The sequence below is a fragment of the Aldersonia kunmingensis genome, assembly GCF_001646865.1.
Classification (GTDB): Bacteria; Actinomycetota; Actinomycetes; order Mycobacteriales; family Mycobacteriaceae; genus Aldersonia; species Aldersonia kunmingensis.
On sequence record NZ_LRRB01000152.1, the window covers coordinates 1 to 17,584 of the forward strand.

The window sequence follows — 17,584 nt, forward strand, 5'->3', positions numbered from 1 at the left end:
GAACGAGCAGCAGGCGATGCTCGAGTATCAGAAGGCGACCGGGTGCCGGATGGCATTCCTACGTCACCAGCTCGACGACCCGGACCTCGGCGATTCGCCCGCACCGTGTGGCCGCTGCGACAACTGCACCGGTCACTACCGCGACACCACGGTCGACGCGGAGACGCTTGGCAGTACCCGCGCCCGGCTGGACCGTCCCGGCATCGACCTCCAGCCGCGTAAACAGTGGCCCACCGGCATGGCGAAGCTCGGTGTGCAGCTCTCCGGGAAAATCGCCGACGGTCCACAGGTCGGCCGGGTCCTTGGCCGGCTCGCCGACCTCGGCTGGGGTCAGCGGCTGCGCACTCTGCTCGACGGTCCGGACGAGCCAGTGCCCGATTCGGTTTTCGCGGCGTGCGTCGCGGTGCTGAAGGAATGGGATTGGGACAGTCGCCCCACCGCCGTCATCGCACTCGAATCGGCCACACATCCGCGGCTCGTCGAGTCCTTGGCCGCACGGCTCGCCGAGGTCGGCCGCCTACAGAATCTGGGCACCATGCGATTGCGCGCCGGTCATCCGCCCGCATCCGCGGCGAATTCCGCCTACCGGGTCGCGGGTCTTGTTGACGCATGGGAGCCGCCGGACCTGACCAGCGCGAACGGGCCGATTCTGCTCGTGGACGCCCTCACCGACACGGGTTGGACACTCACGCTGGCCTCGCACACGCTGCATCTCGCCGGCGCGGAGGCCGTGCTTCCGTTCGCACTTGCCACTCCGAGGTAACGGCCCGGCTCGCCGAATCCGAGCCGGGCCGACCCCGGGGTCAGAAGTCCGGGAACTGCTCCGGCGGGATGCTGGGCAGGCACGGAATCGGCACGCCTCGCACCCACGGTTCGAGAATGACCGCGTCACCTTCCACGCGGACCGTGCGAGCGAGCAATGGGTCGAACGCCGGTCCCCTTGCGACAGTCCCGTCGAGGTGGAACTTGCTGCCGTGGCAACGGCAATTCACCGTGCCATCACTCACCGACGACAAATGACAGCCGAGGTGCGAGCACGTCGCGCAGAACGCACGGAACTCGCCGGGCCTCGGCTGGGTGAGAACGATGTCGCCGAGGATCACTCCCCCGCCCACCGGCACGTCCTTCGTCTTGGCGATTTCGGTCGGCTGTGAGATCGGGCAGTCGTTGGGGCCGGCCGCTGGGGTGGTTCCGGGCGGTGCTGCAGAGGCGGCAGGCAGCTTTCCGGCCACCGCGCCGCCCACCGCGACGGCGACCGCCGCGACACCGAGGCCGGTGACCGCCTTCCGGCGATCGATCGAGCCGCCTTCAGAGGACATGGCACTTCCCCTTTCTTGGACTGTCGTCTCATAGGTGTACGCCTGCGATGCGCTGGGAGTTCATCGATTCGGCAAAGTCCGCGGCCCGATCCGCGAGAGAGCACTGGGGCGGGCGGGCTACTTCGCTTCTCGTGGGGCTCGCGTTACGCCTGTGTCGAAGGTCACAGCTAGCCGCTCACCTGCGTGGGTACCCCCGGTCCGAACGAGAATTCGAGAGGGTTGATGAAATTGCTGCCGCCGATTGTTAGGTTCGGTTGACCGATGAACCAGATGAATAGCGCGACCCCACGGCATGCAGTTTCCGGGCATGCGACGTCCACTATCCAATTTCGTAGGCCGACGATCGAAGACGGTTCGAGACTGTGGCAAATTGCTGCAGATTCCCGTGTTCTCGATGTCAACTCGAGTTACTCGTACGTGCTCTGGTGTCGCGATTTCGCGCGCACCTCGATCGTCGCCGAGGACGAGGGCCGCCTCGTCGGATTCGTCACCGGATACGTTCGCCAGGACGCTCCCGACACGCTGTTCGTCTGGCAGGTTGCCGTCGATGAATCGCAGCGGGGCAAGGGCGTTGGCGTGTCGATGCTGGATCGACTTCTCGAAGGTATTGCACCCCAGGGTGTTACAAGACTCGAGACAACGGTGAGTCCCGACAATCCCGCCTCCATAGCGATGTTCACCTCGCTGGCACGGCGGCGCGGCCAACCGATCACCAAGCAAGCACTGTTCACCCCCGAGCACTTCCCCGATAGCCACGAAGCCGAGGAGCTCTACGTCGTCGGCCCGCAGGAAAACCGGAAGGAAAACGGATCACAATGACCACGGCGCAGATGACCATTTTCGAAACCCTCGAATCGGAGGTCCGCAGTTACTGCCGCAATTGGCCAACCGTATTCGAATCCGCTAAGGGCGCCTGGATGCGCGATGAAAATGGCACCGAATATCTCGACTTTTTCGCCGGCGCCGGCGCCTTGAATTATGGGCACAATAATCCGGTGCTCAAGCACGCGCTCATCGACTACCTGATGAGCGACGGCGTGACGCACGGGCTCGACATGTCGACGGTGGCCAAGCGTGAGTTCCTCGAGACGTTCCAGCAGACCATCCTCGAGCCCCGCGGCCTCGACTACAAGGTGCAGTTCCCCGGCCCGACCGGGGCGAACACCGTCGAGGCGGCGCTGAAGCTCGCCCGCAAGGCAACCGGCCGCGAGTCGATCATCAGCTTCACCAACGCCTTCCACGGCATGACCCTCGGTGCGTTATCGGTCACGGGCAACTCGATGAAGCGCGCCGGCGCGGGAATCCCGCTGGTGCACGCGACACCGATGCCGTTCGACAACTACTTCGACGGTGTCACCGAGGACTTCCACTGGTTCGAGCGCGTGCTCGACGACTCCGGCTCGGGCATCAACCGTCCGGCGGCCGTGATCGTGGAGACGGTGCAGGGCGAGGGCGGCGTGAATGTCGCGCGTCCGGAGTGGCTACGTGCGCTTGCCGACCTGTGCGCCCAGCGCGACATCCTGCTCATCGTCGACGACGTGCAGATGGGTTGCGGCCGCACCGGACCGTTCTTCTCGTTCGAGGCCGCGGGCATCACGCCCGACATCGTCACGCTGTCGAAGTCGATCAGCGGGTACGGCCTCCCGATGGCCCTCACGCTGTTCAAGCCGGAGCTCGATCTGTGGTCGCCGGGCGAGCACAACGGCACGTTCCGCGGCAACAACCCCGCGTTCGTGACCTCGCGCGTCGCGCTGGAGCACTACTGGAGCGACTCGGCGTTCGAGCTGGCCACCCTCGAGAAGGGTGCGCGCATCCGCTCGGTCTTCGACGACCTCGCATCCCGCCACGGCGGCATCTCCGCGCGCGGTCGCGGCATGGTGCAGGGCCTGAAGTTCGCCGAGCCCGACCACGCCGCCAAGGTGTGCCGCTACGCCTTCGACAAGGGCCTGCTCGCCGAGACCTCCGGCCCGTCCGACGAGGTCGTGAAGCTGCTGCCGCCGCTCACCATCACCGACGACGAGCTCGATCACGGGCTGCGGATCCTCAGCGAGGGAACCGACGTCGTTCTCTCCTGACGTCGCGCCCGGCCTTCTCCACCAAGCATCATCGAATCGAGGTTTGACACATGATTGTCCGCACGACCGCCGAGATCACCGGAACCGATCGCGACGTCACGAGCGAGGACGGCAACTGGACCAGCAAGCGCATCGTCCTCGGCGGTGATGGCGTCGGGTTCTCCTTCCACGAGACCACCATCGCGGCCGGGTCGGTGAACAACTTCCACTACGCCAACCACATCGAGGCGGTCTGGGTGGTCGAGGGCGAAGGCACGCTGACCGACAACACCAACGGAAAGACCTACGAGCTCGCGCCCGGAACCATGTACCTCCTCAACGGGCACGAGCAGCACCGTGTCGAGCCGCGCACCCAGATGCGGATGTTCTGCGTGTTCAATCCGCCTGTCACCGGACGTGAGGTGCACGACGAAAACGGTGTCTACCCGTTGGTCGAAGTTCCCGCATAACGGTTTCCGCTATCGTCGGCTCGAAGCCGCAGCCGACGATGGGGAGGCCGATGTCTGCCACGCGTAGCAATTCCAGCAGTGAGCCGGTTCCCGTCGCCCTCGGGCCGCACGAGAACCGGCTCCTGTCGGATGCGATTACGAGAGCGGGGGCGCAGCTCGCGGATCTTTCCGAGGCCCGCGCGCTCGTCTGGGATGGCGGTCCGCGGGATTTCCCCGAGCTGCCCGAGCAGATCCGCTGGGTTCAGCTGAACTCCGCGGGCGTCGAACATTGGTTCAGCACAAAGGTTTTCGAGAAGTATCCGAACGTTCAGTTCACCTCGGCCGTGGGTGCGTTCTCGGCGAGTGTCGCCGAGCACGCGCTGATGATGCTGCTGGCCGGCGTCCGCGCGCTGCCCGCACACCTGGAGGCGGATACCTGGCGCCATGTCGAGTTGGCCCCGCGCGTCGGCACATTGCGCGATGCGACGGTGACGATTCTCGGTGCGGGCGGGATCGGCCGGGCGCTGATCCCCATGCTCGCGCCACTCGGTGCGCACGTGATTGCCGTGAACCGCTCCGGCAAGCCCGTGCCGGGGGCACTCGAGACGGTCGCGGCACAGCAGATGAACGAGGTGTGGGAGCGCAGCGACCACGTGGTCATCGCCGCGCCCGCGACCCCGGCGACAAAGCACGTCGTCGAGCGGCACGCGCTCGACGCGCTGAAGCCGCACTCCTGGATTGTCAATGTGGCTCGCGGCGACCTCCTCGACACCGATGCCGCTGTGGAAGCACTGCGCGCGGGAACGATCGGCGGGCTGGCACTCGACGTGACCGACCCCGAACCGCTGCCGGACGGGCATCCGCTGTGGTCGCTGCCCAACGTGATCATCACGCCGCACGACTCGAACCCGGCACACCACCGCGTGCCTGCGTTCGCCGACCGGGTCGCGGTGAACGTTTCCCGCTACGTCGCAGGTCAGGAACTTATCGGCACGATCGACTCCGCACTCGGGTACTGACCGAGCGGCCTTCGGATGCGCCCCGGCGCGCGCGTCGGTTTACTGGTGGAGTGACCGAAACCGTGACGACCACTGCGGCGGCCGCTACCGGCCGTCCGGCGGTCGTGACGGATCATGTCGCAGGCGCCCGGATACTCGCCGACCTCATGCTCGGCCGGCGGACCGTCGTCCTCACCGGCGCCGGAATGTCGACCGACTCGGGGATCCCCGACTACCGAAGCCCGGAGTCGCCGCCGCGCACCCCGATGACCTACCAGCAGTTCGTCGGCGACGACGAGTTCCGCCGCCGCTACTGGGCGCGCAACCACCTCGGCTGGCGCCACATGGACGCCACGCTGCCCAATGCCGGACACCGCGCACTGGCCGCACTGGAACGCCGCGGCGCAGTGCACGCGATCATCACCCAGAACGTGGACCTGCTGCACACGAAGGCCGGCAGCCGCAACGTCATCGATCTGCACGGCACCTATGCGCAGGTGATATGCCTCGAGTGCGGTGACCGCGTGTCGCGGTACCGGCTCGCCCACCGGCTCGATGCCGCCAATCCCGGATTCTCCGAATCCCACAGCGGGGCAATCGAAGTCGCGCCCGATGCAGATGCGGTGATTACGAGCACCGAGAGTTTCCGGCCGGTCGGCTGCGCGGTATGCGGCGGCATGCTGAAGCCGGACATCGTCTACTTCGGCGAGTCCGTGCCACGCGAGCGCGTCGAGGCGGCGTTCACGCTGGTGGACGAGGCAGAATTGCTGCTCGTCGCGGGGTCCTCGCTCACCGTCATGTCCGGCCTGCGGTTCGTGCGCCGCGCCGCCAAGCTCGGTATCCCGATCGCCATCGTCAATCGCGGTGCTACCCGCGGCGACGAACTCGCCACCCTGAAGATCGACGCGGGCTGCTCGCCCGTGCTGTCCGCGCTATAGGACGCTACGAAGGCACCAGATCGTCGGCGTGCACCACGGGGCGCTGCATATCCGGGGGCAGCTCCGAGGTCGATCGACCGAGCATCGTCACCAGCTCCTTGCTGTCGTAGGCGACCACGCCGCGCGCAACACTCTTGCCGTCGGGATCGAGGATGTCGACCACGTCGCCGGCATAGAAATGTCCCTGCACAGCGGTGATGCCCGCTGCCAGCAGCGACCGGCGGCGCTTCGCGACCGCGGCCACAGCTCCGGCGTCGAGATGCATCGAGCCATGGCTCTCTGCGGCGTGCGCGACCCAGAACCGACGTGCCTGCAGCCGAACCGGGCGAGCGGCGAACGCCGTTCCGACCATTCCTTCACCGAGCGCGGCACCGGCGTCGCTCGCCGCGGCGAGCAGCACCGGGACACCGGCATCGGCGGCCAGCCGTGCGGCTTTGAGCTTGGATGCCATCCCGCCCGTACCGAGCACTCCTCCGGTTCCCGCGATGACCCCGTCGAGGGCATCTCGCGAGCGCACCTCGGGGATGAATGTGGCTTTGCCGCGGCGCGGGTCACCGTCGTAAAGACCATCGACGTCGGACAGCAGTACCAGCGCGTCGGCACCGATCAGGTGCGCGACCAGCGCGGCGAGCCGGTCGTTGTCACCGAACCGGAGACCCTCGGTCGCGACTGTGTCGTTCTCGTTCACGACGGGAATGGCACCGAGCGAGCGCAGCCGGTCCAGCGTGCGCTGTGCATTGCGATGGCTCTCGCGTCGCCCGAAATCGCCCGCAGTCAGCAGCACCTGCCCCACCGTGCGGCCGTAGCGAGCGAACGAGGTGCCCCAGGCGTGCGCGAGCGCGAGCTGGCCCGCGCTTGCTGCGGCCTGCTTGGTGGCCAAGTCGGTGGGCCGTTTGGTGAGTCCGAGCGGTGCCAGCCCGGCGCCGACCGCGCCCGAGGACACCACAACGACGTCGCTGCCCGCTCGCATGCGCGCCTCGACGGCGTCGGCGAGCAGGTCGAGGCGATTGGTGTCGAGTCCGCCAATGAGGCTGGTGAGAGCCGAGGAACCGATCTTCACGACCAGCCGGCGTGCAGACGCGATCGCCTGCCGCGCCGGAGTCTCGGCCGTTTCGGACGCTGCCTCTCCTGCGGACTTCTCTGCGCTCACTCGTCGGTTCCGTCGCTGTCCGACTCCAGGCCGCGACGAACCCGGCGCGCATGCTTGCGCTCGGCGGCGCCGATTCGATCCACCTGGTCGATTCGGGCATCGGTGCCGCGGCCGGTACGCACGACATCCACCCCTGCCACGGTCTGCGGCTCCCAGTCGAAGCTCACGTCACCGATCGTGACGGAGGCACCCGGCTCCGCGCCGAGACGCACCAACTGGTCCTCGACACCGAGGCGAGCGAGACGGTCGGCCAGGTAGCCCACGGCCTCGTCGTTGTCGAACTGGGTTTGCCGCACCCATCGCTCGGGCCGGACGCCGCGCACGATGAAACCGCCCGGTACCTCCGGATCCTTCACAACATCGAATCCGGTCTCGTCGACGGCGATCGGACGGATGACCGGACGCCTTGGCTCGGGCGCCGGCCGCTCCCGCCGGTACTGCTCAACCATCTCGGCGAGCGCAAAAGACAACTGGCGCAATCCTTCTCGGCTCACTGCAGAGATCTGGAAAACGGGCCAGCCGCGCTCGGAGAAGTCGGACGCGACCATCTCGGCGAGTTCCTCGGCATCGGGAACGTCGACCTTGTTGAGGATCACCACACGCGGGCGGTCGGCGAGGTCGCCGAGGCCCGTATCGGCCGATAACGCGGGACGGTATGCGGCCAGCTCGGCCTCGAGCGCCTCGACATCGGACACCGGGTCTCGGCCGGGCTCGAGCGTCGCGCAGTCCACGACATGTGCCAGCACCGCGCACCGTTCGAGGTGACGAAGGAAATCCAGGCCGAGGCCCTTGCCCTCGCTCGCGCCGGGGATCAAACCGGGGACGTCCGCCACGGTGTAGGTGGTGTCGCCGCTGGACACCACGCCGAGGTTGGGCACCAAAGTGGTGAACGGGTAGTCCGCGATCTTCGGCTTCGCAGCGGACAGCACCGAGACCAGCGAGGACTTGCCCGCGGACGGGAATCCGACGAGCCCGACGTCGGCGACGGACTTGAGCTCGAGTACCAGCTCGCGCTCCTCGCCGTCCTCACCGAGCAGGGCAAAACCGGGAGCCTTGCGGGCGCGCGAGGCGAGCGCGGCATTGCCGAGACCGCCGCGTCCGCCGGCGGCCGCCTCGTAGCGGGCTCCGATGCCGACGAGGTCGGCAAGGATGCGGCCATCGGAATCGAGCACCACCGTGCCATCGGGGACCTTCAGGATGAGGTCGCTCCCCGTGGCGCCGTCCCGGTTGCCGCCCATGCCCTGCGTGCCCTTGCCGGCCCGGGCATGCGGGTGGAAGTGGAAGTCGAGCAGCGTGTGCACGCCGCGGTCGACCTCGAGCACCACACTGCCGCCGCGACCGCCGTTACCGCCGTCCGGGCCGCCGAGCGGCTTGAACTTCTCGCGGTGCACCGAGGCGCAGCCATTGCCGCCCTTGCCCGCGGTGACATGAAGCACGACGCGGTCGACGAAGCGGGACATGGGTTCGATTCTCCTTCACGATGCCGGTTGGCTCCGGCATCTCGGCAATGATCACGAGCCTTTGGCGGCTGCACTTCCCGTGATCACGAGCATATGGCCCCGAAATTCGGCGTGTCGGGGGCCATTCGCTCGTGATCACCGCGGGAACTGCCGGACGGAACGAAAAGGGCGGGCCCGGGTACTCGACCCTGGCCCGCCCTGTTCGAAGGCTCTTGCGCGGCTGGCCTAGGCCTGCTGCGCCGGAACGATGTTGACGGTCTTGCGACCACGCTTGTTGCCGAACTCGACAGCGCCAGCGGCGAGCGCGAAGAGCGTGTCGTCGCCACCACGGCCGACGTTCACACCCGGGTGGAAGTGCGTGCCACGCTGGCGGACCAGGATCTCGCCGGCGCTGACGCTCTGACCACCGAAACGCTTCACACCAAGCCGCTGCGCATTCGAATCGCGACCGTTGCGCGAGCTGGATGCACCCTTCTTATGTGCCATGTCTGCGACCCTCCAGGGTTTGAGAAGCTTTAGTTACTTGATGCCGGTGACCTTGAGCACCGTCAGCTTCTGACGGTGACCCTGGCGCTTGTGGTAGCCGGTCTTGTTCTTGAACTTGTGGATCCGGATCTTCGGACCCTTGGTCTGCTCGACGATCTCGCCGGTGACCGTGATGCCGGCCAGCTTGGCTGCGTCGGTGGTGAGCTCGGCGCCATCGACCACGAGAACCGGGGTCAGCTGCACGGCATCACCGGGCTTGGCTTCGATCTTTTCGACCTTGACGAGGTCACCGACCGCGACCTTGTACTGCTTTCCGCCGGTCTTGACGATCGCGTACGTTGCCATCGGACGGCTACCCCTATCTTCCTGGTCACACTCATCGAACGCTCGCACGGCGTTCAGCCCTGCGACTGTCTGTTAACTGCCTGCGCCACTCGCCCCGAGGCCGAGAAGCTTGGTCCAAGGCGGGCGCGGCGAAGCGATGTCGCCAGGTGGCGACCGTTCAAGGTTACGGGATCGCCGCCAGCCGGGTCAAACCGGCTCCGCCGCAGGTCTAGGACGTGTCCTAAGCCTCGACATCCACCGGCGGACCGGCCTGACGTCCAGCCGATCGGCGGCGACGCTCGCGCGGCGCCACAACAGGCGCGCTGCGCAAGGCCTCGGCGACCGCGCTCGGTTCCTCGGACGCCTGCTCGGTCTCCGATGCGGAGATGACGAAAACCGTCCCAGCCGCCTCGGAGGCCGGCGCCGACGCTGCGCGGGACACCCGCCGACGGGCGGGCTTGCGCGCGGGCGCTGTCGGCTCAGCCGCAGGTTCCGCCTCGGCCGGAGCCGGCGCGGGTTCCCGGGCGGGCTTGTCGGCCACCACAGGCTCCGCCACGACCTCGGCGGCCTCCGGCTGTGCCGGGGCTTCCTCGACGGGCGGTTCGGCCGTCGCGACCGAAGTCGCCACTTCTACCTGGGTCTCTGCTTCGGCGACCACGGCCTCGGCCGGAGCCTCTGCAGCCGCATTGGCCTCGGCCGGAGCCTCAGCAGCGTGCTCATCGTCGTGATCGTGATCGTGCGCATGATGCGCGGCCATCGCGAGCGCGACCGGATGGGCCCGCTTCGCCTGGGAGTCGGCGTCGCCGGACTTGTCACTGGCTGCGGGAGCCGCGTTCGTATCGGCCACAGGGGCGGCGGCGGCCGACTTGTCCTTGCCACGCCGGCGCCGCGGGGTCTCGCTGCGGCCTCCGCCGCGCGTCCCGCTGTCCTCGCCACCGGACGCCTCGACCGGGTACGAGTGCACAACGATGCCGCGACCGTGGCAATGCTCACACGTGCTGGAGAACGCCTCGACCAGACCGGTGCCCAGCTTCTTGCGGGTCATCTGCACCAGACCCAGCGAGGTCACCTCGGAAACCTGGTGGCGGGTCCGGTCGCGCCCGAGCGCCTCGGTAAGGCGACGCAGCACGAGGTCCCGGTTGGATTCGAGGACCATGTCGATGAAGTCGACGACGATCATTCCGCCGATATCGCGCAACCGCATCTGGCGCACGATTTCTTCGGCAGCCTCGAGGTTGTTACGGGTAACCGTTTCCTCGAGATTGCCGCCCGCACCGGTGAACTTGCCGGTGTTGACGTCGACGACGGTCATCGCCTCGGTGCGATCGATCACCAGGGTGCCACCGGACGGCAGCCACACCTTGCGCTCGAGCGCCTTGGCGAGCTGTTCGTCGATGCGGTGCGCCGTGAAGACGTCAACGCCCTTGCCCTCGTAGCGGTTCACGCGAGCGAGCAGGTCCGGCGCGACGGTGCGCACATACATCTCGATGGTGGTCCAGGCGTTGTCGCCCTCGATGATCAGCTTCGAGAAGTCCTCGTTGAACAGGTCGCGAACGACCTTCACGAGCAGGTCCGGCTCTTCGTAAAGCGCCTGCGGCCCGTTGCCCTTGCCGGTGTCCGAGGACTGCTCCTCGATGGTGCGCCACTGCGACTGCAGCCGCTCGACGTCGCGCCCGAGTTCCTCGGCACTGACGCCTTCGGAAGCTGTGCGGATGATCACGCCGGCGTCGGCCGGAACGATGTCGCGCAGGATTTCCTTGAGCCGCTTGCGCTCGGTGTCGGGCAGCTTGCGGCTGATGCCGGTGGAGCTGCCGCCGGGCACGTAAACGAGGAATCGTCCGGCGAGGCTGATCTGCGTGGTCAGCCGGGCACCCTTGTGTCCAACCGGGTCCTTGCTGACCTGCACGAGCACCGAATCACCTGGCTTGAGCGCCTGCTCGATCTTGCGCTCTTTGCCGCCGAGACCGGCAGCCTCCCAGTTGACCTCGCCCGCGTACAGCACGCCGTTGCGGCCGCGGCCGATATCGACGAACGCCGCCTCCATGCTGGGCAGCACGTTCTGCACCCGGCCGCGGTAGACGTTGCCGACCATCGACCCGGAACTCGTCGTGGTGACGAAGTGCTCGACGAGAACCTCGTCCTCGAGCACCGCGACCTGGATCACGGGCGACGCGGGACCACCGTCGGAATCGAAGGTCTTCTCGCGGACCACCATCACGCGGTCCACGGCTTCGCGGCGCGCCAGGAATTCCGACTCGCTCAGGATCGGCGGGCGACGGCGACCGGCATCGCGCCCGTCGCGGCGGCGCTGCCGCTTGGCTTCCAGCCGGGTGGACCCGGAAATGCCCTGGACTTCGTCCTTCTTGCTCTTGCTGCGCGGCTCGCGCTCGTGCACGACGGTGTTCGGCGGGTCGTCATCGGACGACTCGGCACCGTCGGCTCCACCTTCGCCACCCACCTTGCGGCGACGGCGACGCCGGCGGCGACGGCTCGAGCTCTCGCCCGCGCCGCTCTCGTCGCCTTCGTCGTCCTCTGCCTCGGCGTCCGCACCATCGGCGGACTCGGCGGCCCCGGCGGACTTCTTGTCGCCCTTGGCGGCGTCATCGGCCTTGGTGTCGGCCTCGTCGCTCTCGTCGGTCTCGTTCTCGCCCGCCTGCTCACCGCGGCCGCGGCCGCGGCCACGGCGGCCACGCCGGCGGCGGCGCTGCTGACTGGACTCGCTGTCGTCTTCGGCCTCGGCCTCGGCCGTCGGGGTTTCGGGTTCCTCGGTGCGGTCCTGCTCCTCGCGCTTCTCCTCTACCGGAGCCTCGGACCTCTTGCGCGAACGTCGCGTCGGCTCGGCGGGGGCGGGCGGGAGGAACAAGGGCGCCTGCATGTCGTAGGCAGGTGCCGTCGCTGCGATCGGCGTTGCCTCAGGTTCGGCGCCGAGGTTTCTGCTGAACAGCTGCGGTACAGCGGCGGCCGGAGCCTGGGATTCGTCACCCCCGGCGGTATCGCCCGCCGTCTTGGCCGACGGTTCAGCAACTGCCGCGGCCGGTGCCGCCGGTTCCGCAGACTCGGTGAACGAGTCGCGGACCGATTCGGCTACGTCGCGGTTGAGGCTGGACTGGGCGCTGCGCGCCTCGGAGCCCATTTCGGTAAGTCGGGCGAGAACCCGCTTGCTCGTGACTCCGAGCAATTTCGCGAGTGCGTGCACCCTGATGCGGTCAGGCAACGGCTGCTCTTCGGGGCTCGAGGCGGGCGGTTGGGCGGTTTGCTCTGCCGATTCGCTCGGCTGTTCGAAGGTCTCTGGCGGCTCTCGATCGGCCACGTATTCTCCTAGGCCCGCCGGGCGCGTACCACCCTGTTGGGTGTGACGCGGCCACGCGGTGGGCAATGTCCGGCTCCCACGCGGGCGGGCGCGGGATCAGTGGTCTCGCTCCGCGTGTTCGGTGTCGCCGGGTAACAAGTCACTCGTCTGGCTCGCCGGCACGCGGTGCCTGGCTGGATGGCTGTGTTCCAAAGTTCGAGCGCTGATCATCCAGCGTGCCGTTGGTCGAGCGGGATATCCGCAACCACCGACAGCGATGATCGGCATCGAGCCTAGGTGTCATCCGGTCGTCTTCGCGGTAAAGCGCAAATTTCGAACACGACCAACGTCAGTATCCCACACAGTTGGACCAACACCCGCAATCGGACGAGCCCGCACCGCGGCAGCTGCCACGGCGCGGGCTCGGGTCGACGATTCTCAGGAGCCGATCTGGGGGAACCAGAGCGCGATTTCGCGGGCGGCCGACTCGGGCGAATCCGAGCCGTGCACGAGGTTTTCTTGGGTCTCGAGGGCGAAGTCGCCGCGGATGCTGCCCGGCACGGCCTTCTCGACCGGGTCGGTGCCGCCGGCCAGCTGACGGAACGCGGCAATCGCGCGCGGACCCTCGAGGATCGCCGCGACGACCGGGCCGGAGGTGATGAATTCCTTGAGCGAACCGAAGAACGGCTTCTCGGCGTGCTCGGCGTAGTGCTTGCCGGCGAGGTCGTCCGAGACGTTCTTGAGCTCGAGGGCGACGATCTTCAGCCCCTTGCGTTCGATTCGGCCGAGGATTTCGCCGATGAATCCGCGTGCAACGCCATCGGGCTTGATCAGTACGAGAGTCCGCTCAGTCACGGCGAAGACTCTAGCAGGACGACCTGCCGTTGTTACTCGTCGGTAGCTTCGGGGCGTGCGGCCTGCTGACTCGGCAGCAGTCCCTTCTCCATCCGCTTCTGGATATCCCAGCGCAGATACAGAATGAAGCCCCACACGAACGCGAAGAGCAGGCCCATTGCGCCGATCGACGGGTGCACGAAGAAACCTGCGATGAGAGCCACCTGCAACAACAGGTTCAATGCGATCGCGAAGGGGCGACGCTGCAGCCCGGCCGCGACGATCATGAGCACCGCGAGGCCGACCAGATAGGCGACCGAACCGGGGCCGAGACCCCCACCGACCTTGTTCACCACGGGCAGCGCAAGCAATACAACGATCGCCTCGAGGATCAGGGTGCCGGCCATCACGCCGCGGAAACCCTTCCACGGGTCGTTGGTCGGCGGGTGAATCTCGCCCTCCGGAGTGCTCACGCAGGATCCTTTCCGAACAGAGTGCGCGCGGCGCCCGCCGTGACCACTGAGCCGGTAACCACCACTCCGGCGCCCGAAACCGATTCGCCCGGCTCCGCCACGTCCTCCGCGAGCGCGATAGCGGTCTCCAGCGCATCTGCCAGTGTCTCGGCGGTGACCACACGCTCGTCGCCGAAGCGCTGCACCGCGAGGTTCGCGAGGTCGTCGGGAGCCATGGACCGCGGCGAACCATTGGTGGTGACCACGACCTCGTCGAACACCGGCTCGAGCGCTTCCAGAATGCCGGGCACATCCTTGTCGCCCATCACGGCGAGCACTCCGACCAGCTTGCGGAAGTCGAACTCGCCGGCCAGCGCCGCGGCAAGTGCCTTCGCACCCGCCGGGTTGTGCGCGGCATCGAGGAAGATCGTCGGCGCATTGCGCACCCGCTCCAGCCGGCCGGGGCTCGAGACGTCGGCGAACCCGGCCCGCACCGCGTCGATGTCGAGCTGACGGTCCGCGCCCGCACCGAAGAATGCCTCGACGGCGGCGAGCGCGACAGCGGCGTTGTGCGCCTGGTGCTCACCGTGCAGCGGCAGGAAGATCTCGTCGTACACGCCGCCGAGGCCGCGGATCTCGAGCTGCTGCCCGCCGATCGCGACGCGCCGGCCGAGCAACGCGAACTCCGATCCGGCACGGGCGACCGCGGCGTCCGCCTCGACGGCCGCGCGCAGCACCGAGTCCATCGCCTCGGGCTGCTGCTCCGCGATAACCGCGACAGTGTCTTGCAGGATCAGTTGCTCCGGCGCGCGCTTGATGATTCCGGCCTTCTCCCCCGCGATCGTCGCGAGGTCGGAGCCCAGATAGTCCATGTGGTCCATGCCGATCGGCGTGATCACCGCGACCTGGCCGTCGATCACATTCGTTGCGTCCCAACGCCCGCCCAGCCCGACCTCGACCACGGCCACGTCGACCGGCGCCTCCGCGAACGCGGCGAACGCCATCGCGGTGAGCACCTCGAACTTGCTCATGGCGGGTCCGCCGGCGGCCTGGCTCTGCGCGTCGATCATCTCGACGAACGGCAGGATCTCGCGGTAGGTGTCCACGTACCGGCGGGGACTGATCGGTGCGCCATCGATGCCGATGCGTTCGGTCGCGATCTGCAGGTGCGGGCTCGTGGTGCGGCCCGTCCGCCGGTGCAGCGCGCGCAGCAACGCGTCAATCATCCGGACCACCGATGTCTTGCCGTTGGTGCCCGCGACGTGGATCGCCGGATAGCCGCGCTGCGGCGAACCGAGCAGGTCCATCAGCGCGGAGATACGCGTGAGCGACGGCTCGATCTTGGTTTCGGGCCAGCGCTTGTCGAGTTCCGCTTCGACAAGCGCGAGCTCGGCCAGATCCACCGGCGAGGGTGGCGCGTCGAGACGCTCCGGCTCCGAGTCCGGTGCGTCGCGGGGCGTCACTTGGTCCCCATTGCCTCGAGGCGGGCCTTCAACCGGGTGACTTCGTCTGCGGCGAGATCCTTGCGCCCGCGGATCTTCTCGACCACCGCGTCGGGTGCCTTCGCGAGGAACGCCTCGTTGCCGAGCTTGGCCGTGGTGGTGGCGAGTTCCTTCTCCGCCGCAGCCAGGTCCTTCTCGAGACGGCGACGCTCGGCCTCGAGGTCCACGGTGCCGGAGGTATCGACCTCGACGGTTACGGTCGTCCCGGACAGCCGCACCTCCACCGACGCGGTCGCGCCGAAATCGTCTCCGGGCGGAGTCAACTGGGCCAGGCTCGCGATCGCCGACTGCTGCTCGGTCAGGCCCGCGGTGTCCAGGCCGATCAGCCGGGCGGCGACCTTCTGCTTGTCCTTCAGCCCCTGGTCGCTGCGGAACCTGCGGATCTCGGTCACCAATCGCTGGGTATCCGCGATCCGTTGCGCCGCAACGGCATCCGTCGCCACGCCGGAGGACTGCGGCCAGCTTGCGATGACCACCGACTCGCCGCCGGTGAGTGCCTGCCAGAGCGATTCGGTGACGAACGGCATCACCGGGTGCAGCAGGCGCAGCAGCGATTCGAGTACCGAGCCGAGCACCGAACGGGTGCTCTCGGCGAGCGCCTCGTCCCCGGAGTTGAACTGCACCTTGGCCAACTCGAGGTACCAGTCGCACACCTCGTCCCACGTGAAGTGGAACAGCGCTTCGCAGGCCTTGCCGAATTCGTAGCGGTCGAGCGCAGTGTCGACCTCGAGCAATACCTCGTCGAGGCGGCCGAGGATCCAGCGATCGGCGTCGGTGAGCGATGCACGGTCCAGGTTCGGCACGGCAGACGGATCAGCCGTGGCCCCGTTCATCAGCGCGAACTTCGTTGCGTTGAACAGCTTCGTGACGAAGTTGCGCGACGCTGCGGCGTGCGATTCGCCGATCGACAGGTCGCTACCGGGCTGTGCGCCGCGCGCCAGGGTGAACCGCAACGCGTCCGCGCCGTAGGCCGAAACCCAGTCGAGCGGATCGATGCCGTTGCCGCGCGACTTCGACATCTTCTTGCCGAACTGATCGCGAATCAGGCCGTGCAGGAAGAGATCCCGGAACGGCACCTTCGGGCCCGGCTTCGGGGACCCGTCCGTCCTGGTGGCCAGCGCGTCGTCCTCGGCCACGTAGACGCCGAACATCATCATCCGGGCCACCCAGAAGAACAAGATGTCGTAGCCGGTAACCAACACGCTGGTGGGATAGAACGTGTCCAAATCCGCGGTGCGCTCGGGCCAACCCATGGTCGCAAACGGCCACAGCCCGGAGGAGAACCAGGTGTCGAGCACGTCCGGGTCCTGCGTCCAACCCTCTGGCGGTGCCTCATTCGGACCGAGGCAAACCACCTCCCCGTCGGGGCCGTACCAGATCGGAATGCGGTGACCCCACCACAGCTGGCGCGAAATGCACCAGTCGTGCATGTTGTCGACCCAGCCGAACCATCGTGGTTCGAGGCTTGCCGGGTGAATCACGGTGTCGCCGTTGCGAACAGCGTCGCCGGCTGCCTTCGCCAGCGTTTCCACCTTGACCCACCACTGCATGCTCAGGCGCGGCTCGATCGCCTCACCCGATCGTTCGGAGTGGCCGACGCTGTGCAGGTAGGGCCGCTTTTCCGCGACGATTCGCCCTTCCTCGGCGAGCCGCTCGCGCACCTTCACCCGAGCCTCGAAGCGGTCCATACCGTCGAATTCGGTTCCGGTATTGGTGATCCGGGCCCGCTCGTCCATGATGTTCGGCATCGGCAGGTTGTGCCGCAGGCCCATCTCGAAGTCGTTGGGATCGTGTGCCGGGGTGATCTTGACTGCGCCCGAACCGAATTCGGGATCGACGTAATCGTCCGCAATCACCGGAATCTGCGTGCCGGTAATCGGGTGGTAGATCGTGGTGCCGATCAGATGCTTGTAGCGGTCGTCGTCGGGGTGCACGGCAACCGCAGTATCGCCGAGCATCGTCTCCACACGGGTGGTCGCGACGATGACGTGCGGCTCGTTGTCGTCGAGCGAGCCGTAGCGTAGCGAAACCAGTTCGCCCTCTACTTCCTCGTACTTGACCTCGATGTCGGAGATAGCGGTGCGCAGTTCCGGCGACCAGTTCACCAGACGCTCGGCGCGATAGATCAAGCCGTCGTCGAACATCCGCTTGAACACCGTCTGCACCGCACGGGCCAAACCTTCGTCCATGGTGAAGCGATCCCGACTCCAGTCGACACTGTCACCGAGCGCACGCATCTGATTGCCGATGGAATCGCCGGACTGTTCCTTCCACTGCCAGACCTTGGCAAGGAAGCCCTCGCGACCGACGTCATCCTTCGTGATCCCCG

At 67.3% G+C, this 17,584-nt stretch carries 15 protein-coding genes and 1 pseudogene; 6 read left to right on the forward strand and 10 right to left on the reverse strand.

Annotated features, from left to right (window positions below; all coding sequences use genetic code 11):
- Positions 1 to 763, forward strand: a pseudogene (locus A8G08_RS11470) (RecQ family zinc-binding domain-containing protein); the annotation flags it as partial.
- Positions 764 to 803: 40 nt separating this feature from the next.
- Here the strand turns inward: A8G08_RS11470 and A8G08_RS11475 are convergent.
- Positions 804 to 1,319: a Rieske (2Fe-2S) protein gene (locus tag A8G08_RS11475; RefSeq protein ID WP_068273838.1), complete on the reverse strand. Its 516-nt coding sequence runs from the start codon at positions 1,317 to 1,319 to the stop codon at positions 804 to 806.
- 270 nt (positions 1,320 to 1,589) lie between these two features.
- On the opposite strand from A8G08_RS11475, the gene ectA reads away from it, so the two are divergent.
- The 5 genes from ectA to A8G08_RS11500 all read left to right on the forward strand — a co-directional run bounded on the left by ectA (position 1,590) and on the right by A8G08_RS11500 (position 5,758).
- Complete coding sequence (gene ectA, locus A8G08_RS11480; protein WP_068273866.1) at positions 1,590 to 2,138, forward strand: diaminobutyrate acetyltransferase; 549 nt, start codon at positions 1,590 to 1,592, stop codon at positions 2,136 to 2,138.
- Complete coding sequence (gene ectB / locus A8G08_RS11485; RefSeq protein ID WP_068273842.1) at positions 2,135 to 3,394, forward strand: diaminobutyrate--2-oxoglutarate transaminase; 1,260 nt, start codon at positions 2,135 to 2,137, stop codon at positions 3,392 to 3,394. Before ectA ends, ectB begins: the two co-directional genes overlap by 4 nt.
- 50 nt (positions 3,395 to 3,444) lie before the next feature.
- Positions 3,445 to 3,843 (forward strand): ectoine synthase, encoded by a 399-nt coding sequence (locus tag A8G08_RS11490; protein WP_068273844.1) that lies wholly within the window; start codon positions 3,445 to 3,447, stop codon positions 3,841 to 3,843.
- Between the two features lie 50 nt (positions 3,844 to 3,893).
- On the forward strand, positions 3,894 to 4,841 hold the full coding sequence (locus tag A8G08_RS11495; RefSeq protein WP_068273846.1) for a D-isomer specific 2-hydroxyacid dehydrogenase family protein: 948 nt from the start codon (positions 3,894 to 3,896) through the stop codon (positions 4,839 to 4,841).
- Positions 4,842 to 4,987: 146 nt separating this feature from the next.
- The gene (locus tag A8G08_RS11500; RefSeq protein WP_068273868.1) at positions 4,988 to 5,758 is read left to right on the forward strand and encodes an NAD-dependent protein deacetylase; all 771 of its coding nucleotides are present in this window, start codon (positions 4,988 to 4,990) and stop codon (positions 5,756 to 5,758) included.
- Positions 5,759 to 5,762: 4 nt separating this feature from the next.
- Here A8G08_RS11500 and proB read toward each other — a convergent pair whose 3' ends face one another.
- The 9 genes from proB to A8G08_RS11545 all read right to left on the reverse strand — a co-directional run.
- Entirely contained in the window at positions 5,763 to 6,842 is a 1,080-nt protein-coding gene (gene proB / locus A8G08_RS11505) for a glutamate 5-kinase (RefSeq protein WP_425394551.1), read from the reverse strand.
- Positions 6,843 to 6,904: 62 nt separating this feature from the next.
- A complete protein-coding gene (gene obgE, locus A8G08_RS11510; protein ID WP_068273850.1) occupies positions 6,905 to 8,368 on the reverse strand; it encodes a GTPase ObgE in 1,464 nt (487 codons plus the stop codon).
- A gap of 225 nt (positions 8,369 to 8,593) precedes the next feature.
- Positions 8,594 to 8,854 (reverse strand): 50S ribosomal protein L27, encoded by a 261-nt coding sequence (gene rpmA, locus A8G08_RS11515; RefSeq protein ID WP_068273852.1) that lies wholly within the window; start codon positions 8,852 to 8,854, stop codon positions 8,594 to 8,596.
- 33 nt (positions 8,855 to 8,887) lie between these two features.
- Positions 8,888 to 9,199 carry a 50S ribosomal protein L21 gene (rplU, locus tag A8G08_RS11520; protein ID WP_068273854.1) on the reverse strand — a complete coding sequence of 104 codons (312 nt, stop codon included), beginning with the start codon at positions 9,197 to 9,199 and terminating at the stop codon, positions 8,888 to 8,890.
- Between the two features lie 220 nt (positions 9,200 to 9,419).
- On the reverse strand, positions 9,420 to 12,488 hold the full coding sequence (locus tag A8G08_RS11525) for a translation initiation factor IF-2 N-terminal domain-containing protein (RefSeq protein ID WP_068273856.1): 3,069 nt from the start codon (positions 12,486 to 12,488) through the stop codon (positions 9,420 to 9,422).
- A gap of 417 nt (positions 12,489 to 12,905) precedes the next feature.
- Positions 12,906 to 13,322, reverse strand: coding sequence for a nucleoside-diphosphate kinase (ndk, locus tag A8G08_RS11530; RefSeq protein WP_068273858.1), 417 nt, complete (start codon positions 13,320 to 13,322; stop codon positions 12,906 to 12,908).
- 32 nt (positions 13,323 to 13,354) lie between these two features.
- Complete coding sequence (locus A8G08_RS11535) at positions 13,355 to 13,774, reverse strand: DUF4233 domain-containing protein (RefSeq protein ID WP_068273860.1); 420 nt, start codon at positions 13,772 to 13,774, stop codon at positions 13,355 to 13,357.
- A complete protein-coding gene (gene folC / locus A8G08_RS11540; RefSeq protein WP_068273862.1) occupies positions 13,771 to 15,216 on the reverse strand; it encodes a bifunctional tetrahydrofolate synthase/dihydrofolate synthase in 1,446 nt (481 codons plus the stop codon). Before folC ends, A8G08_RS11535 begins: the two co-directional genes overlap by 4 nt.
- Positions 15,213 to 17,584: valine--tRNA ligase (locus A8G08_RS11545; RefSeq protein ID WP_068273864.1), on the reverse strand; the 2,372-nt coding region annotated here is incomplete at its 5' end. The genes folC and A8G08_RS11545, both read right to left, overlap by 4 nt.

Excerpts from the sequence above, each read along its gene's own strand:
- rpmA (WP_068273852.1), bottom strand. The coding sequence starts at position 8,854 with ATGGCACATAAGAAGGGTGCATCCAGCTCGCGCAACGGTCGCGATTCG.
- A8G08_RS11475 (WP_068273838.1), bottom strand. The coding sequence starts at position 1,319 with ATGTCCTCTGAAGGCGGCTCGATCGATCGCCGGAAGGCGGTCACCGGC.
- ectB (WP_068273842.1), top strand. The coding sequence starts at position 2,135 with ATGACCACGGCGCAGATGACCATTTTCGAAACCCTCGAATCGGAGGTC.
- A8G08_RS11495 (WP_068273846.1), top strand. The coding sequence starts at position 3,894 with ATGTCTGCCACGCGTAGCAATTCCAGCAGTGAGCCGGTTCCCGTCGCC.
- ectA (WP_068273866.1), top strand. The coding sequence starts at position 1,590 with ATGAATAGCGCGACCCCACGGCATGCAGTTTCCGGGCATGCGACGTCC.
- A8G08_RS11490 (WP_068273844.1), top strand. The coding sequence starts at position 3,445 with ATGATTGTCCGCACGACCGCCGAGATCACCGGAACCGATCGCGACGTC.
- A8G08_RS11500 (WP_068273868.1), top strand. The coding sequence starts at position 4,988 with ATGCTCGGCCGGCGGACCGTCGTCCTCACCGGCGCCGGAATGTCGACC.
- obgE (WP_068273850.1), bottom strand. The coding sequence starts at position 8,368 with ATGTCCCGCTTCGTCGACCGCGTCGTGCTTCATGTCACCGCGGGCAAG.
- rplU (WP_068273854.1), bottom strand. The coding sequence starts at position 9,199 with ATGGCAACGTACGCGATCGTCAAGACCGGCGGAAAGCAGTACAAGGTC.